This is a genomic window from Ferruginibacter paludis (assembly GCF_030409685.1).
In the GTDB taxonomy this organism is placed as follows: domain Bacteria; phylum Bacteroidota; class Bacteroidia; order Chitinophagales; family Chitinophagaceae; genus Ferruginibacter; species Ferruginibacter paludis.
Map to the genome: position 1 here is coordinate 467,233 of NZ_JAUFQJ010000006.1, position 22,740 is coordinate 489,972.

Below are 22,740 nucleotides of genomic sequence, written 5' to 3' on the forward strand. Positions count from 1 at the left end.
CAACGTAGATTTGAAGCTCAATAAAAGCCAATATGATCATAGTAAAAAAGATTACGGACGTTCAACAATTTTTGGCAAAACGTAATGCGAAGCAAAAGTCAACTGGCTTTGTACCAACTATGGGTGCATTACACGATGGGCACATTTCACTCATCAAAGCCGCAAAAAAGGAAACAGGTGTCGTAGTTTGCAGCATATTCGTAAATCCGACCCAGTTCAACGATCCTAAAGATTTTGAGAAATACCCCGTCACCATAGAGTCGGATATTTACCTGCTGGAAAAAGCAGGGTGCGATGTTTTGTTTTTGCCTGCGGTAGCCGAAATGTATCCCCAAGGTTTGCAAACAAGCCTCCATTTTGAGCTCGGATTTATTGAAACGATACTTGAAGGAGAATTCAGGCCGGGGCATTTTCAAGGCGTTTGCCAGGTGGTATACCGGTTATTGGAAATTATTACGCCGGACAAATTATTTTTAGGGCAAAAGGATTTTCAGCAATGCATGGTAATCAGGAAAATGGCTGCGACATTTTTCCCGGGGCTGGACATTATCATTTGCCCTACACAAAGAGAAAGCTCTGGCCTGGCAATGAGTAGTCGTAATAAACGGTTGAGTGATGCGGATAAAATAACAGCTACAGCAATATTTGAAACAATGCAGTATGTAAAAAATAACATACAACCGGGAGATTTAAATCTGCTTCAACAAAAAGCTGTCCGGCAGCTGACTGCAAAAGGATTTAGAGTTGATTATGTGACTATAGCCGATGTCTTTACATTGCGGTTGCAGGAAAGCTGGGATGGAGAAGAGCAGATAGTGGTATTGGTAGCTGCATTTTTAAATGAAGTAAGACTGATTGATAATTTGATACTAAATTAATTATAGGGCCATAAAAACATTCCGCTGACAGCATCGTTTTTTAGTATTCTGAAACGTTTGTTTTTTACTTTGTAATTTTAGCTCCATATGCGAAAGAAAACTGCCTTGGTATTACAATATATTTTCTTTTTGGGAGGTGGCATTTTTTTGATATGGTGGCAGTTTCACAATATGACGCCGGATCAAACGGCGAAATTTAAATATGCACTGGCAGATGCAGATTACCGTATACTTGTTCCCGTCATTATTTTCGCCCTCGCCAGCCATATCAGCCGCTCGCTGAGGTGGAAAATTTTGCTTGAACCGCTGGGCTATACCCCTTCTCTTTTCAATACGTTTAGTGTAACCATGGTAGGCTACCTTGCCAACTCATTTGTGCCACGTTTGGGGGAAATTTTAAAATGCACGCTACTGGGTAAATATGAAAAAATACCCGTACAAAAATTAATTGGTACCATTGTAATAGAACGTATTTTTGATTTTTTATGCTATCTTATTTTTATCATATTTACCGTGTTAATACAATACAAATTGGTAGGCGGTTTTGTACGACAGGAAATAGCAGAGATGGTGAGCGGCAACAGCGGCATTCCCTTATGGTTAAAGGCCGCAATTGCAATTGCGGTTATTATTGCAGCTTTTTTGCTCCTCCGCTTTTTGTTCAGAAAATTTGCGCCGGCAACGCTGCTGCGGCGGATCAACAACTTTATACAAGGATTAAGGGAGGGTATTGCCAGCATAAGAAAATTAAAAAAAAGAAGGCAATTTTTATTGCACACCCTGTTCATCTGGACTATGTACCTGCTGCAAATTTACCTTGGATTTTCTGCACTTAAGGACGTGTCGCACCTGGGCTTGGATGCTGCCTGTGCTGTGTTAACGCTGGCTACACTGGCAATGATTGTTACACCAGGTGGCATTGGCACTTTTCCGGCGGCAGTTTTCCTGGTCTTGAACTTATATAATATCGACCATTCCACCGGTGAAGCATTTGGCTGGCTGATGTGGGGCACAACTACTTTTATTGTTTTATTTTTTGGACTGATTTGTCTTGGTGCATTGTTTTTTACACACCGAAAAAAACAATCCAGTCCTGCTGCCAATACTTCGTCTGCTACGATAATATAATTGGTATGCTCATTAAAAGTTGATAAAAAGTTAACAACAGCATTTAATTTTATTGAGATCAATCCATTTAATTTCACCGCTTTTAAATATAAATTGAATTCGTTTTGCTTAAACAGAAAGTAATTATTCGGGATATCAGCTGGCTGTCTTTCAACAGCCGTGTACTTCAGGAAGCTGCAGATGAAACCGTACCACTGCGGGAAAGAATCAAATTCCTTGGCATCTTTTCCAATAACCTCGATGAGTTTTTCCGGGTAAGAGTGGCCACCTTAAAAAGAATGATAGAAGTAGGGCAAGCCGGTAACATGCACCTGGAAGAAGCTCCTCAATCGATATTGCGTGAAATCCAGGAAAAAGTGGTGCAACAGCAAAAAGAGTTTGACAGGGTATGGAATGAAATTTTGCGGGAACTAAAAAAAGAAAAAATATTCCTGATTAATGAAACGCAATTAAACCGGGTACAAAAGCAATTTATTACCGATTATTTCAATGACGAAATAAGAAGTAATATCGTGCCGCTGATGATTGAAAGCATCCAGGCCTTTCCCACGCTAAGTGACAAATCCATTTACCTCGCGTGTAAAATGTCGGCCAAAAATAACAGCATCCCCCAGCGGTATGCACTTGTATCCGTACCAGCAAGGCGTTTAAGCCGTTTTGTAATTTTGCCCTCCAAACAAAATGAACACACCATCATACTGCTGGAAGATGTGATCCGGTTTTGTTTACCCTATATCTTTTCTTATTTCGGCTATGATGTTTTCTCAGCTCATATTATCAAGGTTACCCGGGATGCTGAAATTGACATTGACAATGACATTGAAACTTCCGTAATTCAAAAACTGGAAAAGGCTTTAAAGAACAGAAAAAAAGGAAAACCGGTCCGTTTTATTTTTGATAAAGACATTGATGCTTCTTTACTGACTTACCTGATAAAAAGATTGGGCTTAACGGGGAAAGACAATTTGATACCGGGAGGCCGCATTCATAATTTTAAAGATTTTATCAATTTCCCTGAGTCCGTTTTTAAACAAAAAAGTACCAGGAAAAAACCGTTCTTGCACCCGGTGTTGAAAAACGTTAACCGCGTTACAGATGTTATTTTACAAAGGGATGTACTGCTGACTTTTCCCTATCATTCTTTTGACAGCCTGACTGACCTGCTGAGGGAAGCTGCAATTGATCCGGATGTAAAAAGCATAAAGATTACATTTTACAGGCTGGCCGCAAGATCAAAAATCATCAATGCGCTTACCAACGCGGTACGTAATGGTAAGGCAGTAACAGCGGTGCTTGAACTACGGGCCCGGTTTGATGAAGAGGCCAACCTGGAATGGAAAGAGGAACTGGAAGACGCGGGCATCAAAGTGCTGATTGGCGTTCCCGATTTAAAAGTACATGCCAAAATTTGCCTGATAAAGAAAATAGTAAAAGGCCGCACCGTACATTACGGTTTTGTAGGCACCTGTAACCTGAATGAACAAACAGCCCGGATTTACGGTGATCATTGTCTGCTTACTTCAGACCGGTTTATAATGGCTGATCTCAACCGCATATTTCATTATCTGGAACAACCCAAAACCAGGATCGGCATTTTAAAACAATGCAAAACACTGTTGGTAAGTCCGGTTAGTTTACGCAAACAACTGATTCAATTAATTGACCGGGAAATTAAAGCCGCCATATCAAAAAAGCCGGCTGCCATCACCTTAAAATTAAACTCGCTGAGTGATGAAATACTAATCAATAAACTGTACGAAGCAGCCAGGGCTGGGGTTGAAATCGACATGGTTGTAAGAGGTATTTTCTGCATGCTCACCGAAAATAAAAAGTTTAAAGAACCCGTACATGCCATCAGTATAATTGACGAGTACCTTGAACATGCCCGGGTAATGATTTTTTATAATGGAGGAAAAGAAAAAGTATTTATTTCTTCTGCAGACTGGATGGTGCGTAACCTGGATCACCGCATTGAAGTTACCTGCCCCATCTTTGAAAAAGAAATACAGGAGGAGTTAAAGGACATTCTGCGGATACAATTATCGGATAATATAAAGGCACGCAAACTGGACAATGACCTGAGCAATCAATACATCAATCCCCGCAATACAAAAAAAATCCGCAGCCAGGTGGATATTTATAATTACCTCTACCGCAAATTAGCCACGGGATAAATTCATTGCTGCCGATTGCGTCAATAGACTAATTCAATGGTATATTTGTGACACATTCAACCCATCATACAATAAACAGACAGGATATTGAAATTAGCAGCCATCGACATCGGCAGTAATGCAGCAAGGCTTTTGATAACAGAGGTCATAAAAAATGAAAAAGGCAGCGATGCATTCAATAAGCTTAATCTTGTAAGAATACCACTGCGCCTGGGCTTTGACGTTTTTGAATACGGTTTTATTTCCAAAGAAAAAATAGGGATGGTGTTGCAGACCATGAAGGCGTACAAACATTTATGCAATGCCTACGAGGTGGAACATATTAAAGCCTGCGCCACCAGTGCTATGCGGGATGCAAAAAACTCCGCGGATATAATCCGAAAGGTAAAGATGGAAACCTCCATTGAAATTGAAGTGATCAGCGGCGACCTCGAGGCCGGGCTGGTATATGAAAACCATGTGGCGGAAAACATGGATAAGGATCATAGTTACTTATACATTGATGTGGGCGGGGGTAGCACAGAACTTTCGTTTTTTAGCAACGGCATTCTCACTTATAAAAAATCATTTAATATTGGCACCATCCGTTTACTTAAAAACATGGTAACAGATAGCAACTGGGATGATATGAAAGACAATATCCGTGCAGTTACGAAAGGTCAAAAAGAAGTGGTAGCCATCGGAAGCGGCGGCAACATCAACAAAGTGTTTTCCATGAGTAAGAAAAAAGATGGCAAACCTTTATCGCTGGAATTATTGAGAGATTATTATAAAGAGCTCGGCAGTGTAACGCTGGATGAAAGAATTAACCGCTATAACTTAAGGTCAGACAGGGCTGATGTGTTGATACCTGCTATCCAGATTTATATCAATGCCATGCGATGGGCCGGAGCCGAGGCTATTTACGTACCTAAAATTGGTTTGGCAGATGGATTGATCCGGCATTTATGGGATGAGGTAAAGTAGATTGATCTGCTACAAAGATTGCCAATTATCATTAAAGACCTGATTATTTTATACCAAATTCAGATTGTTTAAATTGTCGACGCGATAAGGTTGCGATATAACATTTTAAAAAATAATGTTTATATTGCACAGACCTTTAACCGCAATCTTGTCCTACCTGCTTATGCCATCATTCCGTACTGCCCGTCACAACAAGCCTGTTTTATTATTTACGCTAATTATATTATTGTATTGCGCCAATGCAACGGCGCAACTTACTGCTGATTTTACATTGGATAAAAGTAACGGCTGTGCGCCGCTCGCCGTCAATTTTACCAATACTTCTTCGGGCGCTTCTGCTGCGGCAATTTATACCTGGGATTTTGATAATGGTAACAGTGCCTTCATTGCAAACCCCGGAGCTATTTTTATTGAAGAAAAAACATACAATGTAACGCTCACAGTCAGTGATGGTTCCTTCACCAGTTCCAAAACAAAACAGGTTACAGTCAATACCCCTCCACTGGCAGATTTTACCGTTTCCCCGGTTAAAGGATGTTTACCGGTGACGGTTAATTTTAATGCCACCACTACCCAGGGCAGCAATCTTTATACGTGGGATTTTGGGGATGGGAATACGCAGCAAGGGTACAATTCAGCCACGGCACATACCTACACGATTCCTCAAAAAGTAAGTGTGAGCCTGACCGTTGGTAACAGTTATGGCTGTACTAAAACTATTCAGAAAGATAACATCCTGACTATTTTACCTGCTATCAGCGCCGTGTTCGGCGCCAGCAGAACTTTTTTGTGCAGGGTAACTGATGCCGTTGAATTTACTAATACTAGTTACGGTCCCGGCACTTTGACCTATTTGTGGGATTTTGGTGACGGCACCACGTCAACGGTCATAACACCTTCACACACCTTTAAAACCAAAGGTACTTTCACTGTAACGTTAACCGTTACCAGTTCAGAGGGATGTGCGGCCGTTAACACGCAAAGCGGATATATTAATGTAGACAATTTTAAAACTGATTTTACGGTTCCATCACTGATATGCCAGGGTTTTAATATTGTTTTCAATAATACCAGCACACCTATAGCCTCCACAACAGAATGGTTTGTTGATGGTGTGCCAGCCTATGCCTATTATTATGACAATAGCTTAAACTATAATTTTGCAGTAACCGGAGCACATACCATTGAACTCAAAAATACGTTCGGCAGCTGCAGGGATTCTGCATCTAAAAAAGCGGTAATAAATGAAGTGCCCAACCTGAATGGTTTTATTACCAACAAAACGAGTGAATGCAATGCACCGGTTAAGGTTAACTTTAAAGATACCACTGCCTCTGCAGTAAAATGGGAGTGGAATTTTAATCAGTATTATTTAACAGATATACAATCTGTATTGCAGGCCCCGTCGTATACCTATATCAATAATGGCGATCATTATATTTCGTTAAGGGTTACCAACGCCGCCGGGTGTACCTCCACGGCAAACCAATACGTTAGCATTACAGGGCCTTACGTAAGTATTACGTCCAACGGAACAGCTCCAACCTGTGGCCCCTACTCTTTAAAGTTTACTACAACAAGTTCAGATTCCATTATTCAATACAACTGGAATTTTGGCGATGGAAACTTTTCGACCGAAGCGCAACCCAGCCATCTATTTAACACTGGCGGTTACTGGCCTGTTACGCTCACCTATAAAACAAAAACCGGCTGCAGCGGCACGGCAACTTATGGAACTGTTGCCGTTTATCTGATGCCAAAAGCCAATTTTTCAGCAGGCTCAACCACTATTTGTGGCAATTCGCCGGTAACCTTCAACGCTGTTTACCAGGGTGCAGATACCGACTATTACTGGGATTTCGGCGACAATAATTACCCCGGTTACAATTACGGAAGTTCCCCAACGCATCAATACCTTTATGACAGTACTTACACAGTTACCCTTATTGTAGCCAACCGGGGCAATTGCCGGGATACCATCACCAGGACTAACTATATTAAAGTTTTACCACCTTTTCCCAGAATTACCAGCCAGGCAAATACCTGTGCAGGCACAAGGGGTATGGTAACATTTACCCAGGAATCGAAAAAAGCAAACACCTGGACGTGGGATTTTGGAGATGGAATTACGAAAACATTTTTTGCGGATAGTCCATCCGTAAATCATGTGTATAACGCAACAGGAAGCTATAAAGCCGTACTTATTAATACTAATGGCCAATGCACCGTCAGAGATTCCATATATACCAAAGTGTTACTGAAACAAACTCCATTGCTCACTGCCAGTGCAACACAAGTTTGCAGTGACGGAAATGTTCATATACAAATCAGCAAACTTCAGAACAATCCTGCTTATCCCTCCTACGACAATCATTATAACTTTGAAAAGCTGGAATACAACGATGGCAGCGCATTCACTGGTTATATTGTCAGAGATAACGACTCAAATTATTACTGGTCAAATTCTTTTAAGGGAACATTGGGTAATTTTTCGACAAACACAACAGCTTTAAGGATCATTTTAAGGTCATCTTCCTTTCAATGCCCCGACACTACTAATTTTATACCGCTTGCAATAAAAGGTTCAAAGGCTGGCTTTGAAGTGGTGACTGATAATGTGTGTTTTAAATTGCCAATCGTGTTAAAAGATACTTCCAATACCAATAATAAAATCGTAAGCTGGCAATGGAATTTTGGTGATGGTGCAGTGGAAACAGTTGCACAAGGCGGCCTGGTGAGGCATACGTACAGCAACCCTGGTTATTATTATGTAAGTCTTACTGTTGTTGATGCTTCGGGTTGCAGTACCACTACTCCATCTTACAGCCAGTATGTTACAGTGAACGGTCCTAAAGCTACATTCTACCCTTCTACCACCAATACTTACATTACGCTGCCGGTTTATTTTTATAACAATACCAATAACTATAACAGCAACAATACACAATACAAATGGCAATTTGGCGATGGCATTTCTTCCAGCGACTACTCCCCGCAACATACCTATCAACGTCCCGGCCAGTACACTGTACAATTAATAACCACCAATCCTGACACCGGTTGTACTGATACTACTTCGCAGGTTATTATTGTGAGCAATTTTATACCAATATTTACTTTTGATAAAATGTATTTAACCGGGGCGGGCTGCCCGCCTGTTTTGGTAAAAATGACTAACAACTCCACCAACTATACTTCAGTAAAATGGGATTTTGGAGATGGCACTTCTGCCGATAACTTAAATTACCCTGGTCATATCTATGAGCAACCGGGCAAGTACATCATCACGCTGTATGTATATGGACCCAGTGGCCTAACCGGCACTTTCAAAGATTCGCTGCTGATTCAGCTGCCACAAGGGGGTATTAAAACAAATAAAAAAGAAGGCTGCATTGGTTTAACGCCCACATTTACCATCACCACAAAAAATGCGCTAGCTTATGTATGGGATTATGGGGACGGCACCATTGTTAGCAACGGCAACCTTACCACAAATCACCAGTACAATCATCCCGGTAGTTTTATACCGTTGATGGTACTCACAGATTCCAATGGCTGCAGCGCATTCGCTCCTCTTGCAGATACTATTCTGGTTCACCCTGACCCCGTTATAAAAGTCATTCCCCAGGATCCAAGGATTTGCCGGGGGCAGCAATTAAATATTACCGCCTCCGGAGGTTCATTTTACTCCTGGTCGCCGGCGATTGGTTTAAGCAATGCATCCATCGCCTCACCTGCGGCAAGCCCATCCGTTACCACCACTTATACGGTTACAGTAAAAGATAATATCGGCTGCTCATCCAGCGCTGCACAAAAAATTACTGTTGTTCAACCAGGTAAATTAACTGCCGGCAGCAATGCTGCTGTTTGCCTTGGCAAGTCGGTACAAATTAACGTTGCTGGCGCCGCATTTTACCAATGGATCAACAATACCGCCGGTTTAAGCAATACTTCCATTAGTAACCCGGTAGCAAGCCCCTTACAAACCACTTCATATACTGTCACCGGAACGGACGAATATAAATGCTTTAGTGATACAGCAATAATAAAGATTGCAGTTTTAGCACTACCCACTGTTAGTGTTGCGCAGGTGCCGGACATTTTGCTGGGCACTCAAATACCACTGAACAGTACAAGCAGCAGCGACGTAATTACATGGAACTGGATGCCTGCCGATTACCTCAGTTGCAGCGACTGCCCATCGCCGGTGAGTACACCACTGGCACAAAAAAATTATACCCTCACTGTAACAAACAGTAACGGATGTAGTGCATCTGCAGAGGTAATACTTAAACTGCAATGCCAGGAAAACAGGGTATTTATTCCTGCGGCCTTCTCGCCCAATGGGGATGGCAAAAATGATGTATTCAACATCAGGGGCATTTCGGTGGTCAAGCATTTGATCGTTTACAATCGTTGGGGGGCACCAGTATTTGAACGCCATAATTTTATCGCGAGCGAACGGTCTGCAGGCTGGGATGGGACTTTCAGGGGTGAGCCTTTGCCTGTTGGCACCTATGCCTACTTTGCTCAAATGGAATGTCCGTCCGGAAGGTCATTTAACCGGAATGGCACAGTAGTTTTGGTGAGATAAAATCAGTTCCTGTTTCAAATACTTAATCAATAATAATCCATCGCAACAACCCGCGGGTTACTGCATTCTTTAATTTTTTATTTATCTGCAAGCACGTGCTTGTAAAAAGCCTTCCTGATTTCAACGTTGGTTTGCGATGATTTTTTATAAATATTCTCTACATTTACACCGGCGATCATTCCCGGATTTGTTTTATTCTAACGCAGAGTCAATTCCTTCCTTCGCTCACGGCTAAGCAATAATTCACAACAGCAGTTAAAAATCCACACGCAAACAAATGAGCGCAGAAACAGAATACAAAAAAGTAACCACCAATACACTTCAGAAAATGAAAGCAGCAGGAGAAAAAATCTCCATGATTACTGCCTACGATTATTCATTCGCAAAATTATTTGACGCGGCAGGCATTGATGTCATTTTAGTTGGCGATAGTGCCAGCAACGTGATGGCCGGCCATGCCACTACCCTTCCTATAACTCTTGATCAAATGATTTATCATGCACAAAGCGTTGTAAGGGCAAGGGAAAGGTGTCTTGTGGTAGTAGATCTACCTTTCGGTTCCTATCAATCCAACTCTGATATCGCCCTGGCATCTGCCATCCGCATCATGAAGGAAAGCGGCGCCCACACAGTAAAGCTGGAAGGCGGCGAGGAAATCATTGACTCCGTAAAAAAGATCGTCAGCGCTGGCATACCTGTAATGGGGCACCTCGGTTTAACGCCCCAGTCCATCAATAAATTTGGCTCTTACGTAGTAAGGGCTACTGAAGATACCGAAGCCGAAAAATTAAAAAAAGACGCCCTTATTTTACAGGAAGCCGGCTGCTTTGGCATCGTACTCGAAAAAATTCCGGCGATATTGGCGAAAGAAGTGTCGGAAAGTTTACACATACCAACCATTGGCATTGGCGCGGGCGGTGATTGCGACGGACAGGTGCTGGTAATGCATGATATGCTTGGCATTAACACGGAATTTAAGCCGCGTTTTTTACGCAGGTACTTAAATCTGGATGAGCAGATAACAGGTGCCATCAAACAGTATGTGTCAGATATTAAAACCAAAGATTTCCCTAACGAAAATGAACAGTATTAATATGTGTTCTGCCAATATCTCCTGAACTATTGACAAGCATTTTCTATCTAAATATTTACAACATCTGCGCACAGTTCAAATTAATTTTTGTTAAGCTATCCCGCGCCTGTTTCCAAAAATAATTTATGAAAAGCATTCTTTTCTTCATTTGCATATTAATTACTACTAACCTTGCCGCTCAAATAATTGAGTTAAATCCGATCACCGTTACGGCTGCCAGAACTCCTCAAAAAGCAAGTGAAACCGGGCGCTCCATTACAGTAATGGAGGGTAAATTATTTAACCAGTTAAGTGTACACTCCATTGATGAGTTATTAAAATACATTCCAGGTGTTGAAGTACAGTCGCGGGGGCCGATGGGCGCCCAGAGCGATATCGTATTAAGAGGTGGCACTTTTCAACAGGTATTGGTATTATTGGATGGTATTAAGGTAAACGACCCAATCACCGGGCACTTTTCATCTTATGTTCCCATTGCGCCGTATGAGATTGAACGCATAGAAGTATTACGCGGCCCCGCTGCCGCAGTTTATGGCGCCGAGGCTGTTGGCGGCGTCATCAACATCATTACCAAAACATTCAACAAGTTGGTGAAAGAAAAAAGTAACCACGAAAACATTGGGGTTTCGCTGGGGCAATATGGTTTGGTAAATGGAACAGCGGGATGGCATGGCACCGGGCAAAAATTAAATGGTTCAATAGGTGTACTAAGTAACAATACATCGGGCCAGCTTTTAAGAGGCAGTAACCGGGGCTATATTCATAACCATACTTTTAGCGGTTCAGTGGCCATGGCATTAAAAAACGACTGGCAGCTGGCCTTACGCAGCAGTTACGATACCAGGGATTTTGCAGCACAAAATTTCTATACCACTTTTAAAAGTGATACCGCCACAGAAAGGGTAAACACCTGGTGGAACCAGGCCCAGCTAAAGCAACAGTCAAAAAAACACAGTCAGCAACTGGATGTATTGTATAAAAACACCAGCGACCATTATGTTTATAACGCCGCTTCAGCCGCCAATGACAACCGCTCTCATTTACTGTTGTTACAATATGTGTATGCACAAAAATTAAGTGAACATTTTAATCTAAACTCTGGTATGCAGCTCGATAAAAGGTTCATCATTTCCAACGATCGCGGCAATCATGCAACCGCTCATGGCGCTTTGTTTGCAACAGGTGTGTACTCAAAAAATCGGGTCAAAATTTCACCCGGCTTAAGGTTAGACAAAGATGGAAATTATGGAACGGCGCTTTTGCCGCAGTTAAGCGCTTCCTGGCAGTTATCAAATATAACATTGCGTGCCAACACTGGCAAAAGTATCCGTGGCGGCGACTTTACGGAGCGGTACAACAATTACAACAAAAGTTTGGTAAGTGGAGGCAGCATTGGCAATCCGGATCTTACCACAGAAAATGCCTGGAGCTACGAAGCAGGCGCAGACCTTATTTTAAACAATCGTTTTAAAGCAAGCGCCACCGGCTTTTACAGAAATCAGCACAATGTGATTGACTTTGTAACCACCCCTTACAGCGACATGCCAAGAAAAGAAAATCTTTCGCCAACCGGTACCTATGCATTGGCAAAAAATATCAAAAAAGTAAAAACATCCGGTGTGGAAATTGAGCTGACCTACGAACAAGCATTTAGCCGGCAGCAGCACTTGTATATCAATGCGGGCATTACTTTCCTGCATTCGGTCAGTACAGACCCCGTGCCATCTTTTTATATTATATCCCACGCGAAAACACTCATGCAGTCAACTGTTTTATACCAGTATAAAAAAGCCAGTCTATCCGCTAACATGGTGTACAAAAACAGGGGCGCTCTTAACGCTCCGGCCATCAACGCGGCTATTTTAAGCAACTATTTTTTACTTAACTCAAAACTCGGTTATACGCTGTACCGGAAATTACAGTTATTCATTGCTTCCAACAATATTACCAACATCAAATACAGCGATTTGCTGGGAAGCATTATGCCACGCAGATGGACAAGCGCCGGCGTAAACATCGATCTTTAAAAAATATTATTGGGCCGGGCCAGGAAGCTTTGTGGTGCCGCATTGGCGTCGCACTCTTTTACAGTAAATTTTTATTGAGCTTTACCGAAGCTTGTAAAGTACAAGTAACAGCATCTGCAAATCAACAACTTTACAATCGTAACTTTGTAAAAAACAGTTTATGCAATTCCTTTCTCAATTACAAGTACAGCAAAAAAATAAAGGCGTATCAACCGGAACAAAATGGCTTTCATCAAAAGGCGCGGCCATAGATTCCTATTCTCCCGTGGATGGCCAATTAATTGCCTCCGTAAAAAGTGCAGATAAAGAAAGTTATGAAGCCGTTGTACAACAGGCACAAACTGCTTTCGCAGAGTGGAGAACCTGGCCGGCGCCCAAACGCGGCGACATAGTCCGCCAGATTGGTGAAGAATTAAGGTTACAAAAACATGCGCTTGGCCAATTGGTAAGTTACGAAATGGGCAAGAGTTTACAGGAAGGTTTAGGCGAAGTACAGGAAATGATTGACATCTGTGATTTTGCCGTTGGCTTAAGCCGCCAGCTGCATGGATTAACCATGCACAGCGAAAGACCAGGCCACAGAATGTATGAACAATATCATCCGTTAGGCATCGTCGGCATCATCTCCGCTTTCAATTTCCCGGTTGCAGTCTGGAGCTGGAATACCACGCTGGCATGGGTTTGCGGAGATGTTTGCATCTGGAAGCCAAGCGAAAAAACACCGCTGTGTGCTATTGCCTGTCAGAATATTACCGCGAAAGTATTTAAGAAAAATAATGTACCCGAAGGTGTAAATAATTTAATTGTTGGCGACAGAATCGTGGGCGAATGGATGAGCAACGACACCCGCATTGCATTGGTTTCCGCCACCGGAAGCACAAGAATGGGCAAAGCGGTTTCGGCCGCCGTGGCAGGAAGACTCGGCCGGAGTTTACTGGAACTGGGTGGTAACAACGCCATTATTATTTCAAAAGATGCGGACCTTGATATGGCCTTGATTGGCGCTGCGTTCGGCGCAGTAGGTACTGCGGGACAACGTTGTACTTCCACCCGCAGGCTCATCATTCACGAAAAAGTGTACAATAAATTTAAAGATAAATTGGTGCATGCTTACGGGCAGTTAAAGATCGGCGATCCTTTGAATGAAAAAAATCATGTAGGTCCGTTGATTGATACCATGGCCGTTGAAATGTATAAAGATGCCATTGAAAAATGCAAGGCCGAAGGTGGTAATTTTGTTGTAGAAGGCGGCGTATTAAAAGGCAAGGGCTATGAAAGTGGGTGTTATGTAAAGCCTTGTATCGCCGAAGCAAAAAACAGTTACGCCATCGTACAGCATGAAACCTTTGCTCCTATTTTATACCTCATGAAATACAAAACACTGGAAGAAGCCATCGCCATGCAGAATGGTGTACCACAAGGGCTATCATCCGCCATTATGACCAACAACCTAAGGGAAGCAGAACAATACCTTTCTGCAGCGGGCAGCGATTGCGGTATTGCCAACGTAAACATCGGCACTTCAGGTGCTGAAATCGGCGGTGCTTTTGGCGGCGAAAAAGAAACCGGCGGTGGAAGGGAAAGCGGCAGCGATGCCTGGAAAGTGTACATGCGCAGGCAAACCAATACCATCAACTACACAGATAAATTACCGCTGGCACAGGGTATTAAGTTTGATTTATAAAATACCGGATGGAACGCTGATGGCGCAGATCAAACAGATCTAACGGATAATTAAAGAAAGGCTTTTTTGTCAGTGTCAATCCGTAAAATCAGTCTCATCAGCATTCCATCAAAAAATCAGTGCAAATCCGCAAAATCAGCGCAATCAGCGTTCTATCCATTTTTCAAATAATTTTTATATCTTGCACAAAAATTATTACCATCAAATCTTCGCAAAACATATCCTATTTTCTCAGCAATAATCTTGATTTGCTGAATCACTAAGTTCACACTTCGCTCACTCTCCCATTGACGGAGAGGAGGTTTTCTATTTCCGCCCACTTTATTGAATTTAATAGCTTTTATTAATTAGTCAACTTTATCATCATGCAATCAACTATCAACTTATCCGCCAATACGCAACATTATATTGACCTGGAAGAAAAATACGGTGCACACAATTATCATCCCTTACCGGTTGTATTAAATCGGGGTGAAGGTGTTTTTGTGTGGGATGTGGGTGGTAGACGTTACTATGATTTTTTAAGTGGCTACTCAGCTGTTAACCAGGGGCATTGTCATCCAAAAATAATTGCTGCCCTCACAAAGCAGGCCAGCCAGCTAACCCTTACCAGCAGGGCCTTTCACAACAGTTTGCTGGGCGAGTATGAACAGATTATAACGACCTATTTTGGATATGATAAAGTACTGCCGATGAACACCGGCGTGGAGGCGGTTGAAACGGCATTGAAACTTGCCCGCAAATGGGCCTATGAAGTAAAAAAAGTAGCCGCTGAACAGGCGGTGATTGTAACCTGCGAAAGCAATTTTCATGGCCGCACAACGGGCGTAATCACGTTCAGCACTGACCCTTCTGCTAAAAATAATTTCGGGCCATTTACCGGCGGATACACAACTGTAGACTACAATAATTTGACGGCGTTGGAAAAATCTTTCCAGGATAAAAATGTGGCTGCTTTTCTATTTGAACCTATCCAGGGCGAAGCGGGCGTAATGGTTCCGGATGACGGATATTTAACCGGCGTTAGAAATTTATGCACCGAGTACAATGTACTGATGATTGCGGATGAAATACAAACCGGGCTTGCCCGTACAGGAAAGATGCTGGCCTGCGATCATGAAAATGTGCGCCCTGATATTTTAATTCTCGGCAAGGCGCTCAGTGGTGGCGTATTGCCGGTAAGTGCAGTACTTGCAGACGACGAAATCATGCTGACTATCAAGCCCGGCGAACATGGCAGCACCTATGGTGGCAACCCGCTGGCATGCGCTGTGGCCATTGCAGCGCTGGCAGTTTTGAAAGATGAAAACATGTGCGAGAACGCTGAAGTGATGGGCGAATTATTGCGCAGCGAAATAAGAAAACTAAACTCGCCATTTATTTCACTGGTCCGAGGAAAAGGATTATTAAACGCCATTGTAATAAAACACAGCAACCCGGAAGCCGCATGGGACTTATGTTTAACATTGAAAGAAAATGGCCTGCTGGCCAAACCAACGCATGGCGACAAGATACGTTTTGCGCCACCGTTGCTGATAACAAAAGAGCAGGTGATGGATTGCGTGAATATTATTGACAGAAGTCTTCAGACGCTGGCATAATGAAATGTTGTGATTATGGATTTGGATTTTCTTATAACAGGATAGCCCGGGCACTACCGCTGCTCGAGCTATCCTGTTTAGATATGTAAAATTAATTGACCTAGTATTTTTGTTGCCTGTTGTAAGTTAGCTAGCTTCCGTAGTTAAACTTTAAAATATTCAGTGAATACCGGACTTAAAGACCGAATTACATTTATTCACAATTATAAATCACATCTAACCATTCCAAAACAAAAAATATTTTTATATTTCTTTGTTTATAGTCGTTTTTCCAACTTACATTTGGTTTCCGGTAAATATGTAGCCGGTTTTCCTGCCGCTATCCCACTTAAAACCTACCCTTATTGTTTTCAATCTCTTCCTGATTTTCCACCTAACGAAAGGCACATTTATGCCCCCTCTTTAAACTTTTTTAATCATACAATTGAACATGAAAATGAAAAAAATTTTACTCTGTTGCATGTGCTTCAACACAATGTTAGCAAGTTATGCACAAATGACCCTTACGGTTGATTCAACCTTTGGAACGAAAGGGATTTCGAACGTAGACATGGGTTCAATTTACACCGGATATAGTGCGAACGTATGGCAAATCATTCAAAACAATGATGGTAGCGGTTCTAATTTTTTACTTTTAAATTCAACTATGATAACAAAAAGAAATGCAGATGGCAGCGTCGATGCCTCGTACGGCTTAAATGGTTACTCTGACCAAATTCAGGTGACGTCACCTTATGGAGTTTTGCAACCTGATGGAAAAATGGTTTTATTAGGAAAAACTCCGGATGCAGATTTAATAACACTTGTCAGATTAACTAAAAATGGATTATTGGATAAAACTTTTGGGAAAGATGGGATTATAAATACAAATTTAACCCGGGTGCCGCTATTTGCCCAATCTTACGGAACCTCGGTAAATAAAGCGCTTGCAATACAAAACGATGGGAAAATAGTAGTAGGTGGAGGAGTCGACAATCCTTTGGCCCAAATCAATGATCCGATTGCAAACGCTGCAGATTTTGCTATCATGAGATATACCGCTGATGGCATTCCAGATAGTAGCTTTAACAAAACTGGTGTAGTAACATCCGGTTTCCCGTTAATTTACATAAAGCCTCAGAAAGGCGGCGACATTATTTTTCATATTCAAAATGCTACTGTCACTGGTTTGGTAATTTTATCAAATGGTAAAATTGTTGCAACGGGTAATGCCAAAGTTGATCTTACTGCATGCACTCTCGCGATAGCTTGTATTAATCGGGATGGCAACATTGACTCAACTTTTGGAAATAACGGCCAGCAAATTATAGCAAGCCCTGGCCAGGCACTCTTTAATCCGGTTGTCGCCAGCCAAAAAGATGACAAGATAATAGTTGCGGGCGGAACTAATTATGGCAATTATTCCTTGTTTCGATTTAATAGCAATGGCGTGCTGGATTCAAGCTTTAGTGGAACTGGCACACGACCTTTCAATAATGTGTCAAAACCTCCGGTATTCATTGATGTACAAAAATCCGGAAAAATTATTTTGGGCAGCTATCTATCCAATGGATCAAATGCTAATGTCGCCATTACAAGACTAAATGGGGATGGTTCGAATGATAACGCTTTTGGAAATAGCGGACTATTAACGACTGATATTTCCACTATAATCCCTTCTTATTTGTCATCTTCAATTTATTTAGATTGCCTTGCACTTGACGATAATGACAACATATTAATCGGGGCCTCAACAATAGATTCAACAGATCACACAAATACTTTACTTGCCAAATACGATAGCAACGGCAATGTAGTTGCAGGCTTTGGTGTGAATGGCAAGTATACAATTAATTATAACCAGGGAAATACCAATTTTACTGCAGCCGCTGTTCAAAATAACGGCAAATTAATTACTGCTGGTAAAACCTGGAATGGTAATTATTATGATATTGCTGTGGTACGTTATAATACAAACGGCAGCCTTGACCAAACATTTGGCTCTAATGGTAAAGTAATTACCAATGTGGGAATTGTGTCAGACGTTAAAGGCGTCGCTATTACCCCGGGGGGTAAAATAATCGTTGGTGCCACTGCGGATAACCATTTTGCAATAAACCGGTACAATGCAGACGGTAGTCTGGATAATAATTTTAGTAGTAACGGTAAACAAATCGTTGCTATGCATAACCAGGACTTTTTGAGAGGCGTTTCAGTACAGCCCGATGGAAAAATTTTAGCTTACGGGCAAAGTATTGATTCTGCATTGGATATTTATGGCTATGCTTACCCAAATTATGCATCTTCAATAGTGCGGTTAAATGTAAATGGGGAATTAGATAATACTTTTAATAACACAGGCTTAGTATTAATACCTTCACCAGCAGTAGGAGAACCTCAGGAAGTAACAAGTGCAGTAGTTCAAACTGATGGAAAAATTGTGGTCAGTGGTTCTGCCTGGAATGTAAACTACCCATCTGGTTTACAACTTATACGTCTCAATGTAAATGGTAATCTTGATACCAGTTTTGGGAATGGAGGGATCCAAACCAGCTATTTTATGCCGGCTACTCATTATTTCGGCGGACAATTAGCTTTACAAGGTGATGGAAAACTATTGGCTACAGGTTATAGTCAGGGTGTGTATGAAAACTATACGCAAATCATTACAGCAAGATATAATGTTAATGGTAGCCCTGATACTTCTTTCGGAAATAATGGGTATCACACAACTCAATTTACAGTCGATAACATAATTTATCATCCTTACTTTTTGTCTCTCAGCAATGAGGGAAAAATTCTTTCAGGCGGTGCTTCTGGCAATCTTATGATTGTTTCACTTTTAAATACTGATGGTAGTCTGGATTCGACATTTAAACAAAATGAAGTGCCTTTTTCTTTTATAAATTTGTCTAACAGTGTGCCGGAATCGCAGTTATTTTCAAATGGTAAACTATATGTCTCCGGGTACTCACAAATACCTGGTTCGCTGGGTATGGCTTCCCGATTTAATTTAAATATCCTGGGCATTGGGGCCGGACCTTTACCTGTACAGCTCACTGTGTTTAAAGCAATGGCCCAGGCGAACAAAACTGCGTTATTGCAATGGCAAACTGTAAACGAGGAAAACCTTTCCGGATTTGCCGTAGAAAGAAGCATGGATGGCGGTACCTTCTCCCCCATTGGTTTTGTACCCGCAAAAGGAAACAGCAATGTTAAACTCAACTATTCAACCATTGATCAAACTCCATTTACCGGCGTTAATTATTACCGGTTAAAGCTGATAGACATTGATGGCAAATTTTCTTACAGTAATGTTGCTACCGTCCGTATTACCGGAGATGGTTTTAGTTTAAGAACATCGCCCAACCCTGCAAAAAATATATTATTTGTACAGACAAGCGGAAGCAATGAAGCAGCCACAATCATCATCACTGATTTAAATGGTAAAATCATTCAGGAGAAAAAAATATCCTTGAACGGAACCACCAATATTCAGTTGAACATTAGTGGGTTCGCTGCGGGAATTTACAATCTGCAATTACTAAAAAAATCAGGCGCTGAAACAAAGAGATTTATAAAGGAGTAAATAACTTTTATTTTACTTCAACTTGTAAGTATCGCGGCTGCCATTTTATAAAAATAGCAGCCGCAATTTTTTTTACGGAGGATACGTCTCTTGAAATTTGATTGCCTGCCTATTGCTGCTTATCTTTAAAAAGATAAAATAACAATGATGAAGCCATATAACAGAAAAGACTTTTTACAAACCTCCGCTATATTGATCGCGATGGGCCTTACCGGCAGCGGTTTTGATTTTAAAAAGAAAATGCCATTGCTCTCTTTTTCCACGCTCGGCTGCCCCGACTGGACCTTTCAGCAAATTGTTGATTTTGCGGTGGATAATAAATTCGACGGTCTTGAATTACGGGGCATACTGCGGGAGCTTGATCTTAATAAATGTAAAGAATTCAGCAATCCTGAAAGCATCGCAGCCACTAATAAACTGATGAAAGAAAAAGGATTGCATTTTTCAGACCTTGGCTCATCTGCAGCAATGCACCATAGTGATGCAACTGAGCGCAAGAAAAACCTGGACGATGCCAAACGTTTTATTGACCTGGCACAAAAAATAGATTGCCCCAATGTTCGCGTATTTCCCAACAATTTGCCGAAAGAAGTTGACCGCAATATTACCATTGATCTGATTACACAGGGTTTGATTGAACTGGGCGAATATGCAAAAGGAAGCAATGTAACAGTAGTGCTCGAGTCGCATGGAGAGCTTGTTTACGTGAAAGATCTGCAAAAGATAATGCAGGCTGCGGCAGGCAACAATGTTGGCCTCGTGTGGGATATTGTTAATATGTGGTCGGTGACAAAAGAGCCGCCTGCTACCGTATATGCGGCGTTAAAAAATTACATCCATCATACGCACATTAAAGATTTAAAAGTTACCGATGGCAAAGAGCACTATACTTTTTTAGGTGAAGGTGAAACACCCATTTTTGAAGCCATTGATATTTTATATAAAGATGGATACAAAGGTTACTTTAGTTTTGAATGGGAAAAATTATGGCATCCTGAAATTGAAGCACCGGAAAAAGCCATTGCACATTATTCAAAAGTGATGAGAGCGCATTTTAATGGATAGGAATTAATGGATAATTGATAATTGCATAATGGATAATAGAATGACGTTACTGCTAACTAAATTTGATAATGATTTTAATAAACGACGAACTCTCCTGTTTTGACTTTTTACCTTTGAATTTTGCCTTAGCTTCCTGCATTTTTACTTTTGACTTTGCGTTCACCTTTTCAATATCTTTACGCCCCAATAAACAACCATCGAATGGACACCCATCTTCACCACGACACACATATTGAAAGCCATTTAAAGAGCTCCGAAATGCTCACCGATATTGTTATCGGTATGAGTGACGGCCTTACCGTTCCCTTTGCACTGGCGGCTGGTTTGAGCGGCGCTGTGAGCAGCAGTACCATTATTGTGATTGCGGGTATTGCTGAAATTTGCGCAGGAAGCATAGCCATGGGGTTGGGTGGTTACCTGGCAGGAAAAACCGAACAGGATCATTATAGCAGCGAGGTGAAAAGAGAATACGATGAGGTTGAAAACAAGCGCCACCTGGAGATTGAAGAAACAAAAGAATTTTTTGCCAATATAGGTTTAAGCCCTGCTTTGCAGGACCAGGCCACAGAAGAAATTGCACAGGATAAAGACCGCTGGGTAGATTTTATGATGAAGTATGAGTTGGGGCTTGAGAAACCAGATCCTAAACGGGCTACCAAAAGTGCATTGAATATTGGCCTCGCATATATAGCAGGTGGTATTATACCTTTAAGTCCTTACTTTTTCGTTACTGATTCAACCGAAGCATTAAAAATATCTGTCGTAGCTACCCTGATATGTCTTTTTATATTCGGCTATTTTAAAAGTAAAATCACTGGCGTAAACCCATTGATGGGCGCCGTAAAAGTGATGCTTATCGGTGCGGTCGCTGCTGCTGCTGCCTTTGGAGTTGCCAAACTATTTGAAGGTCATTAAAAATATTGGAAAGAATCAGGCTGTGTCAACCGTATGTTTTTTATTGGAAACAATATTGTCCATCGTCCATTCAATCTTCTTTTCAAACGGATGTTGCCTTACCGGGCAATCATCTTTTGTGCAGATCCTGCAACTGAATTCAAGACAACCATCCGAGTGCACAAATAATTCCATCGAGTCGCCGTATTCATTTTTTATCAGGTCAGATAACTGATCTATTTCATGATGCGCTTCATTTACATTCATATACCATGGCACAGTAAGATGACAGTCCAGGTGAATGGTACCACCATATTTTATGATGCGCAGGTTATGCAGATCAATCCAGTTGGGTTTGCGGTTGGCGTTTAATGTTACCACCAGTTTTTCCAGTAAAGTAGTATCGGCTTCATCCATAATACCGGCTACGGATGTGCGTACAATTTTATAACCGGTGAACATAATGATGAAAGCAAAAAGAATGGCTACAGCACTATCTATCCACCACAATTTTACAAAATACAGCAACACTAATCCGGCAATGATACCAATCGTAGAATAGGTATCGCTTTGCAAGTGTTTGCCGCTGGCAATTAATGCAAGCGAATTATTTTTTTTACCTGTGTTGATACAAACACTGCCGGTGAAATAATTGATGACGGCTGTTGCAGCCACAATCCAGATACCATAATCCAGTTGCTGAATGGGATGCGGATGGAGTAAGTTATTGATAGCTTCGTATACAATAATTAAACCTGCAACGGATATCAGCGTGCCTTCAATGGCGGCAGATAGAAACTCGGCTTTGCCATGACCATAAGGATGATCCGTGTCTTTTGGTTTGGCGCTAACATACAGGCTGTAAATACCAATCAGGCCGGCCACTACGTTCACAGTACTTTCCAATGCATCGGTTAAAATAGCTACCGAACCGGTCAAATACCAGGCTATTACCTTCATGATAAAAAGAACAATGCCGATAAGCGTTATTATTTTTTGAAGTCGTAAATTCTGCTGTGCTTTGTACAAGAAAAAATTTTTAGGGAGCAAAGATAACCTGTATCTGAT

The 22,740-nt window shown here is 41.5% G+C and carries 13 protein-coding genes; 12 read left to right on the forward strand and 1 reads right to left on the reverse strand.

Translation table 11 applies throughout. The features are described 5' to 3' along the window. The first annotated feature begins 32 nt into the window (after positions 1-32). The 12 genes from panC to QWZ08_RS12590 all read left to right on the forward strand — a co-directional run bounded on the left by panC (position 33) and on the right by QWZ08_RS12590 (position 21,693). A complete protein-coding gene (panC, locus tag QWZ08_RS12535) occupies positions 33-878 on the forward strand; it encodes a pantoate--beta-alanine ligase (RefSeq protein WP_290337762.1) in 846 nt (281 codons plus the stop codon). An 87-nt stretch (positions 879-965) separates the two neighbouring features. After that, positions 966-2,006: a lysylphosphatidylglycerol synthase transmembrane domain-containing protein gene (locus QWZ08_RS12540; protein WP_290337763.1), complete on the forward strand. Its 1,041-nt coding sequence runs from the start codon at positions 966-968 to the stop codon at positions 2,004-2,006. Positions 2,007-2,110: 104 nt separating this feature from the next. Next, the gene (gene ppk1 / locus QWZ08_RS12545; protein WP_290337764.1) at positions 2,111-4,180 is read left to right on the forward strand and encodes a polyphosphate kinase 1; all 2,070 of its coding nucleotides are present in this window, start codon (positions 2,111-2,113) and stop codon (positions 4,178-4,180) included. 87 nt (positions 4,181-4,267) lie between these two features. Beyond that, positions 4,268-5,146: a Ppx/GppA phosphatase family protein gene (locus QWZ08_RS12550; RefSeq protein ID WP_290337765.1), complete on the forward strand. Its 879-nt coding sequence runs from the start codon at positions 4,268-4,270 to the stop codon at positions 5,144-5,146. Positions 5,147-5,309: 163 nt separating this feature from the next. Beyond that, positions 5,310-9,740 carry a PKD domain-containing protein gene (locus tag QWZ08_RS12555; RefSeq protein WP_290337766.1) on the forward strand — a complete coding sequence of 1,477 codons (4,431 nt, stop codon included), beginning with the start codon at positions 5,310-5,312 and terminating at the stop codon, positions 9,738-9,740. A gap of 277 nt (positions 9,741-10,017) precedes the next feature. Next, the gene (panB, locus tag QWZ08_RS12560) at positions 10,018-10,833 is read left to right on the forward strand and encodes a 3-methyl-2-oxobutanoate hydroxymethyltransferase (RefSeq protein ID WP_290337767.1); all 816 of its coding nucleotides are present in this window, start codon (positions 10,018-10,020) and stop codon (positions 10,831-10,833) included. Between the two features lie 125 nt (positions 10,834-10,958). Then, positions 10,959-12,860 (forward strand): TonB-dependent receptor plug domain-containing protein, encoded by a 1,902-nt coding sequence (locus QWZ08_RS12565; protein ID WP_290337768.1) that lies wholly within the window; start codon positions 10,959-10,961, stop codon positions 12,858-12,860. Positions 12,861-13,020: 160 nt separating this feature from the next. Continuing rightward, a complete protein-coding gene (amaB, locus tag QWZ08_RS12570) occupies positions 13,021-14,544 on the forward strand; it encodes an L-piperidine-6-carboxylate dehydrogenase (RefSeq protein ID WP_290337769.1) in 1,524 nt (507 codons plus the stop codon). 365 nt (positions 14,545-14,909) lie between these two features. Then, positions 14,910-16,145 carry an ornithine--oxo-acid transaminase gene (gene rocD, locus QWZ08_RS12575; protein ID WP_290337770.1) on the forward strand — a complete coding sequence of 412 codons (1,236 nt, stop codon included), beginning with the start codon at positions 14,910-14,912 and terminating at the stop codon, positions 16,143-16,145. Between the two features lie 475 nt (positions 16,146-16,620). Then, positions 16,621-19,713 (forward strand): T9SS type A sorting domain-containing protein, encoded by a 3,093-nt coding sequence (locus tag QWZ08_RS12580; RefSeq protein WP_290337771.1) that lies wholly within the window; start codon positions 16,621-16,623, stop codon positions 19,711-19,713. A 144-nt stretch (positions 19,714-19,857) separates the two neighbouring features. Further along, on the forward strand, positions 19,858-20,778 hold the full coding sequence (locus QWZ08_RS12585) for a sugar phosphate isomerase/epimerase family protein (RefSeq protein ID WP_290337772.1): 921 nt from the start codon (positions 19,858-19,860) through the stop codon (positions 20,776-20,778). Between the two features lie 201 nt (positions 20,779-20,979). After that, positions 20,980-21,693 (forward strand): VIT1/CCC1 transporter family protein, encoded by a 714-nt coding sequence (locus QWZ08_RS12590; RefSeq protein WP_290337773.1) that lies wholly within the window; start codon positions 20,980-20,982, stop codon positions 21,691-21,693. 15 nt (positions 21,694-21,708) lie between these two features. Here the strand turns inward: QWZ08_RS12590 and QWZ08_RS12595 are convergent, their stop codons facing one another. After that, complete coding sequence (locus tag QWZ08_RS12595) at positions 21,709-22,701, reverse strand: cation diffusion facilitator family transporter (protein WP_290337774.1); 993 nt, start codon at positions 22,699-22,701, stop codon at positions 21,709-21,711. Positions 22,702-22,740 lie beyond the last annotated feature (39 nt).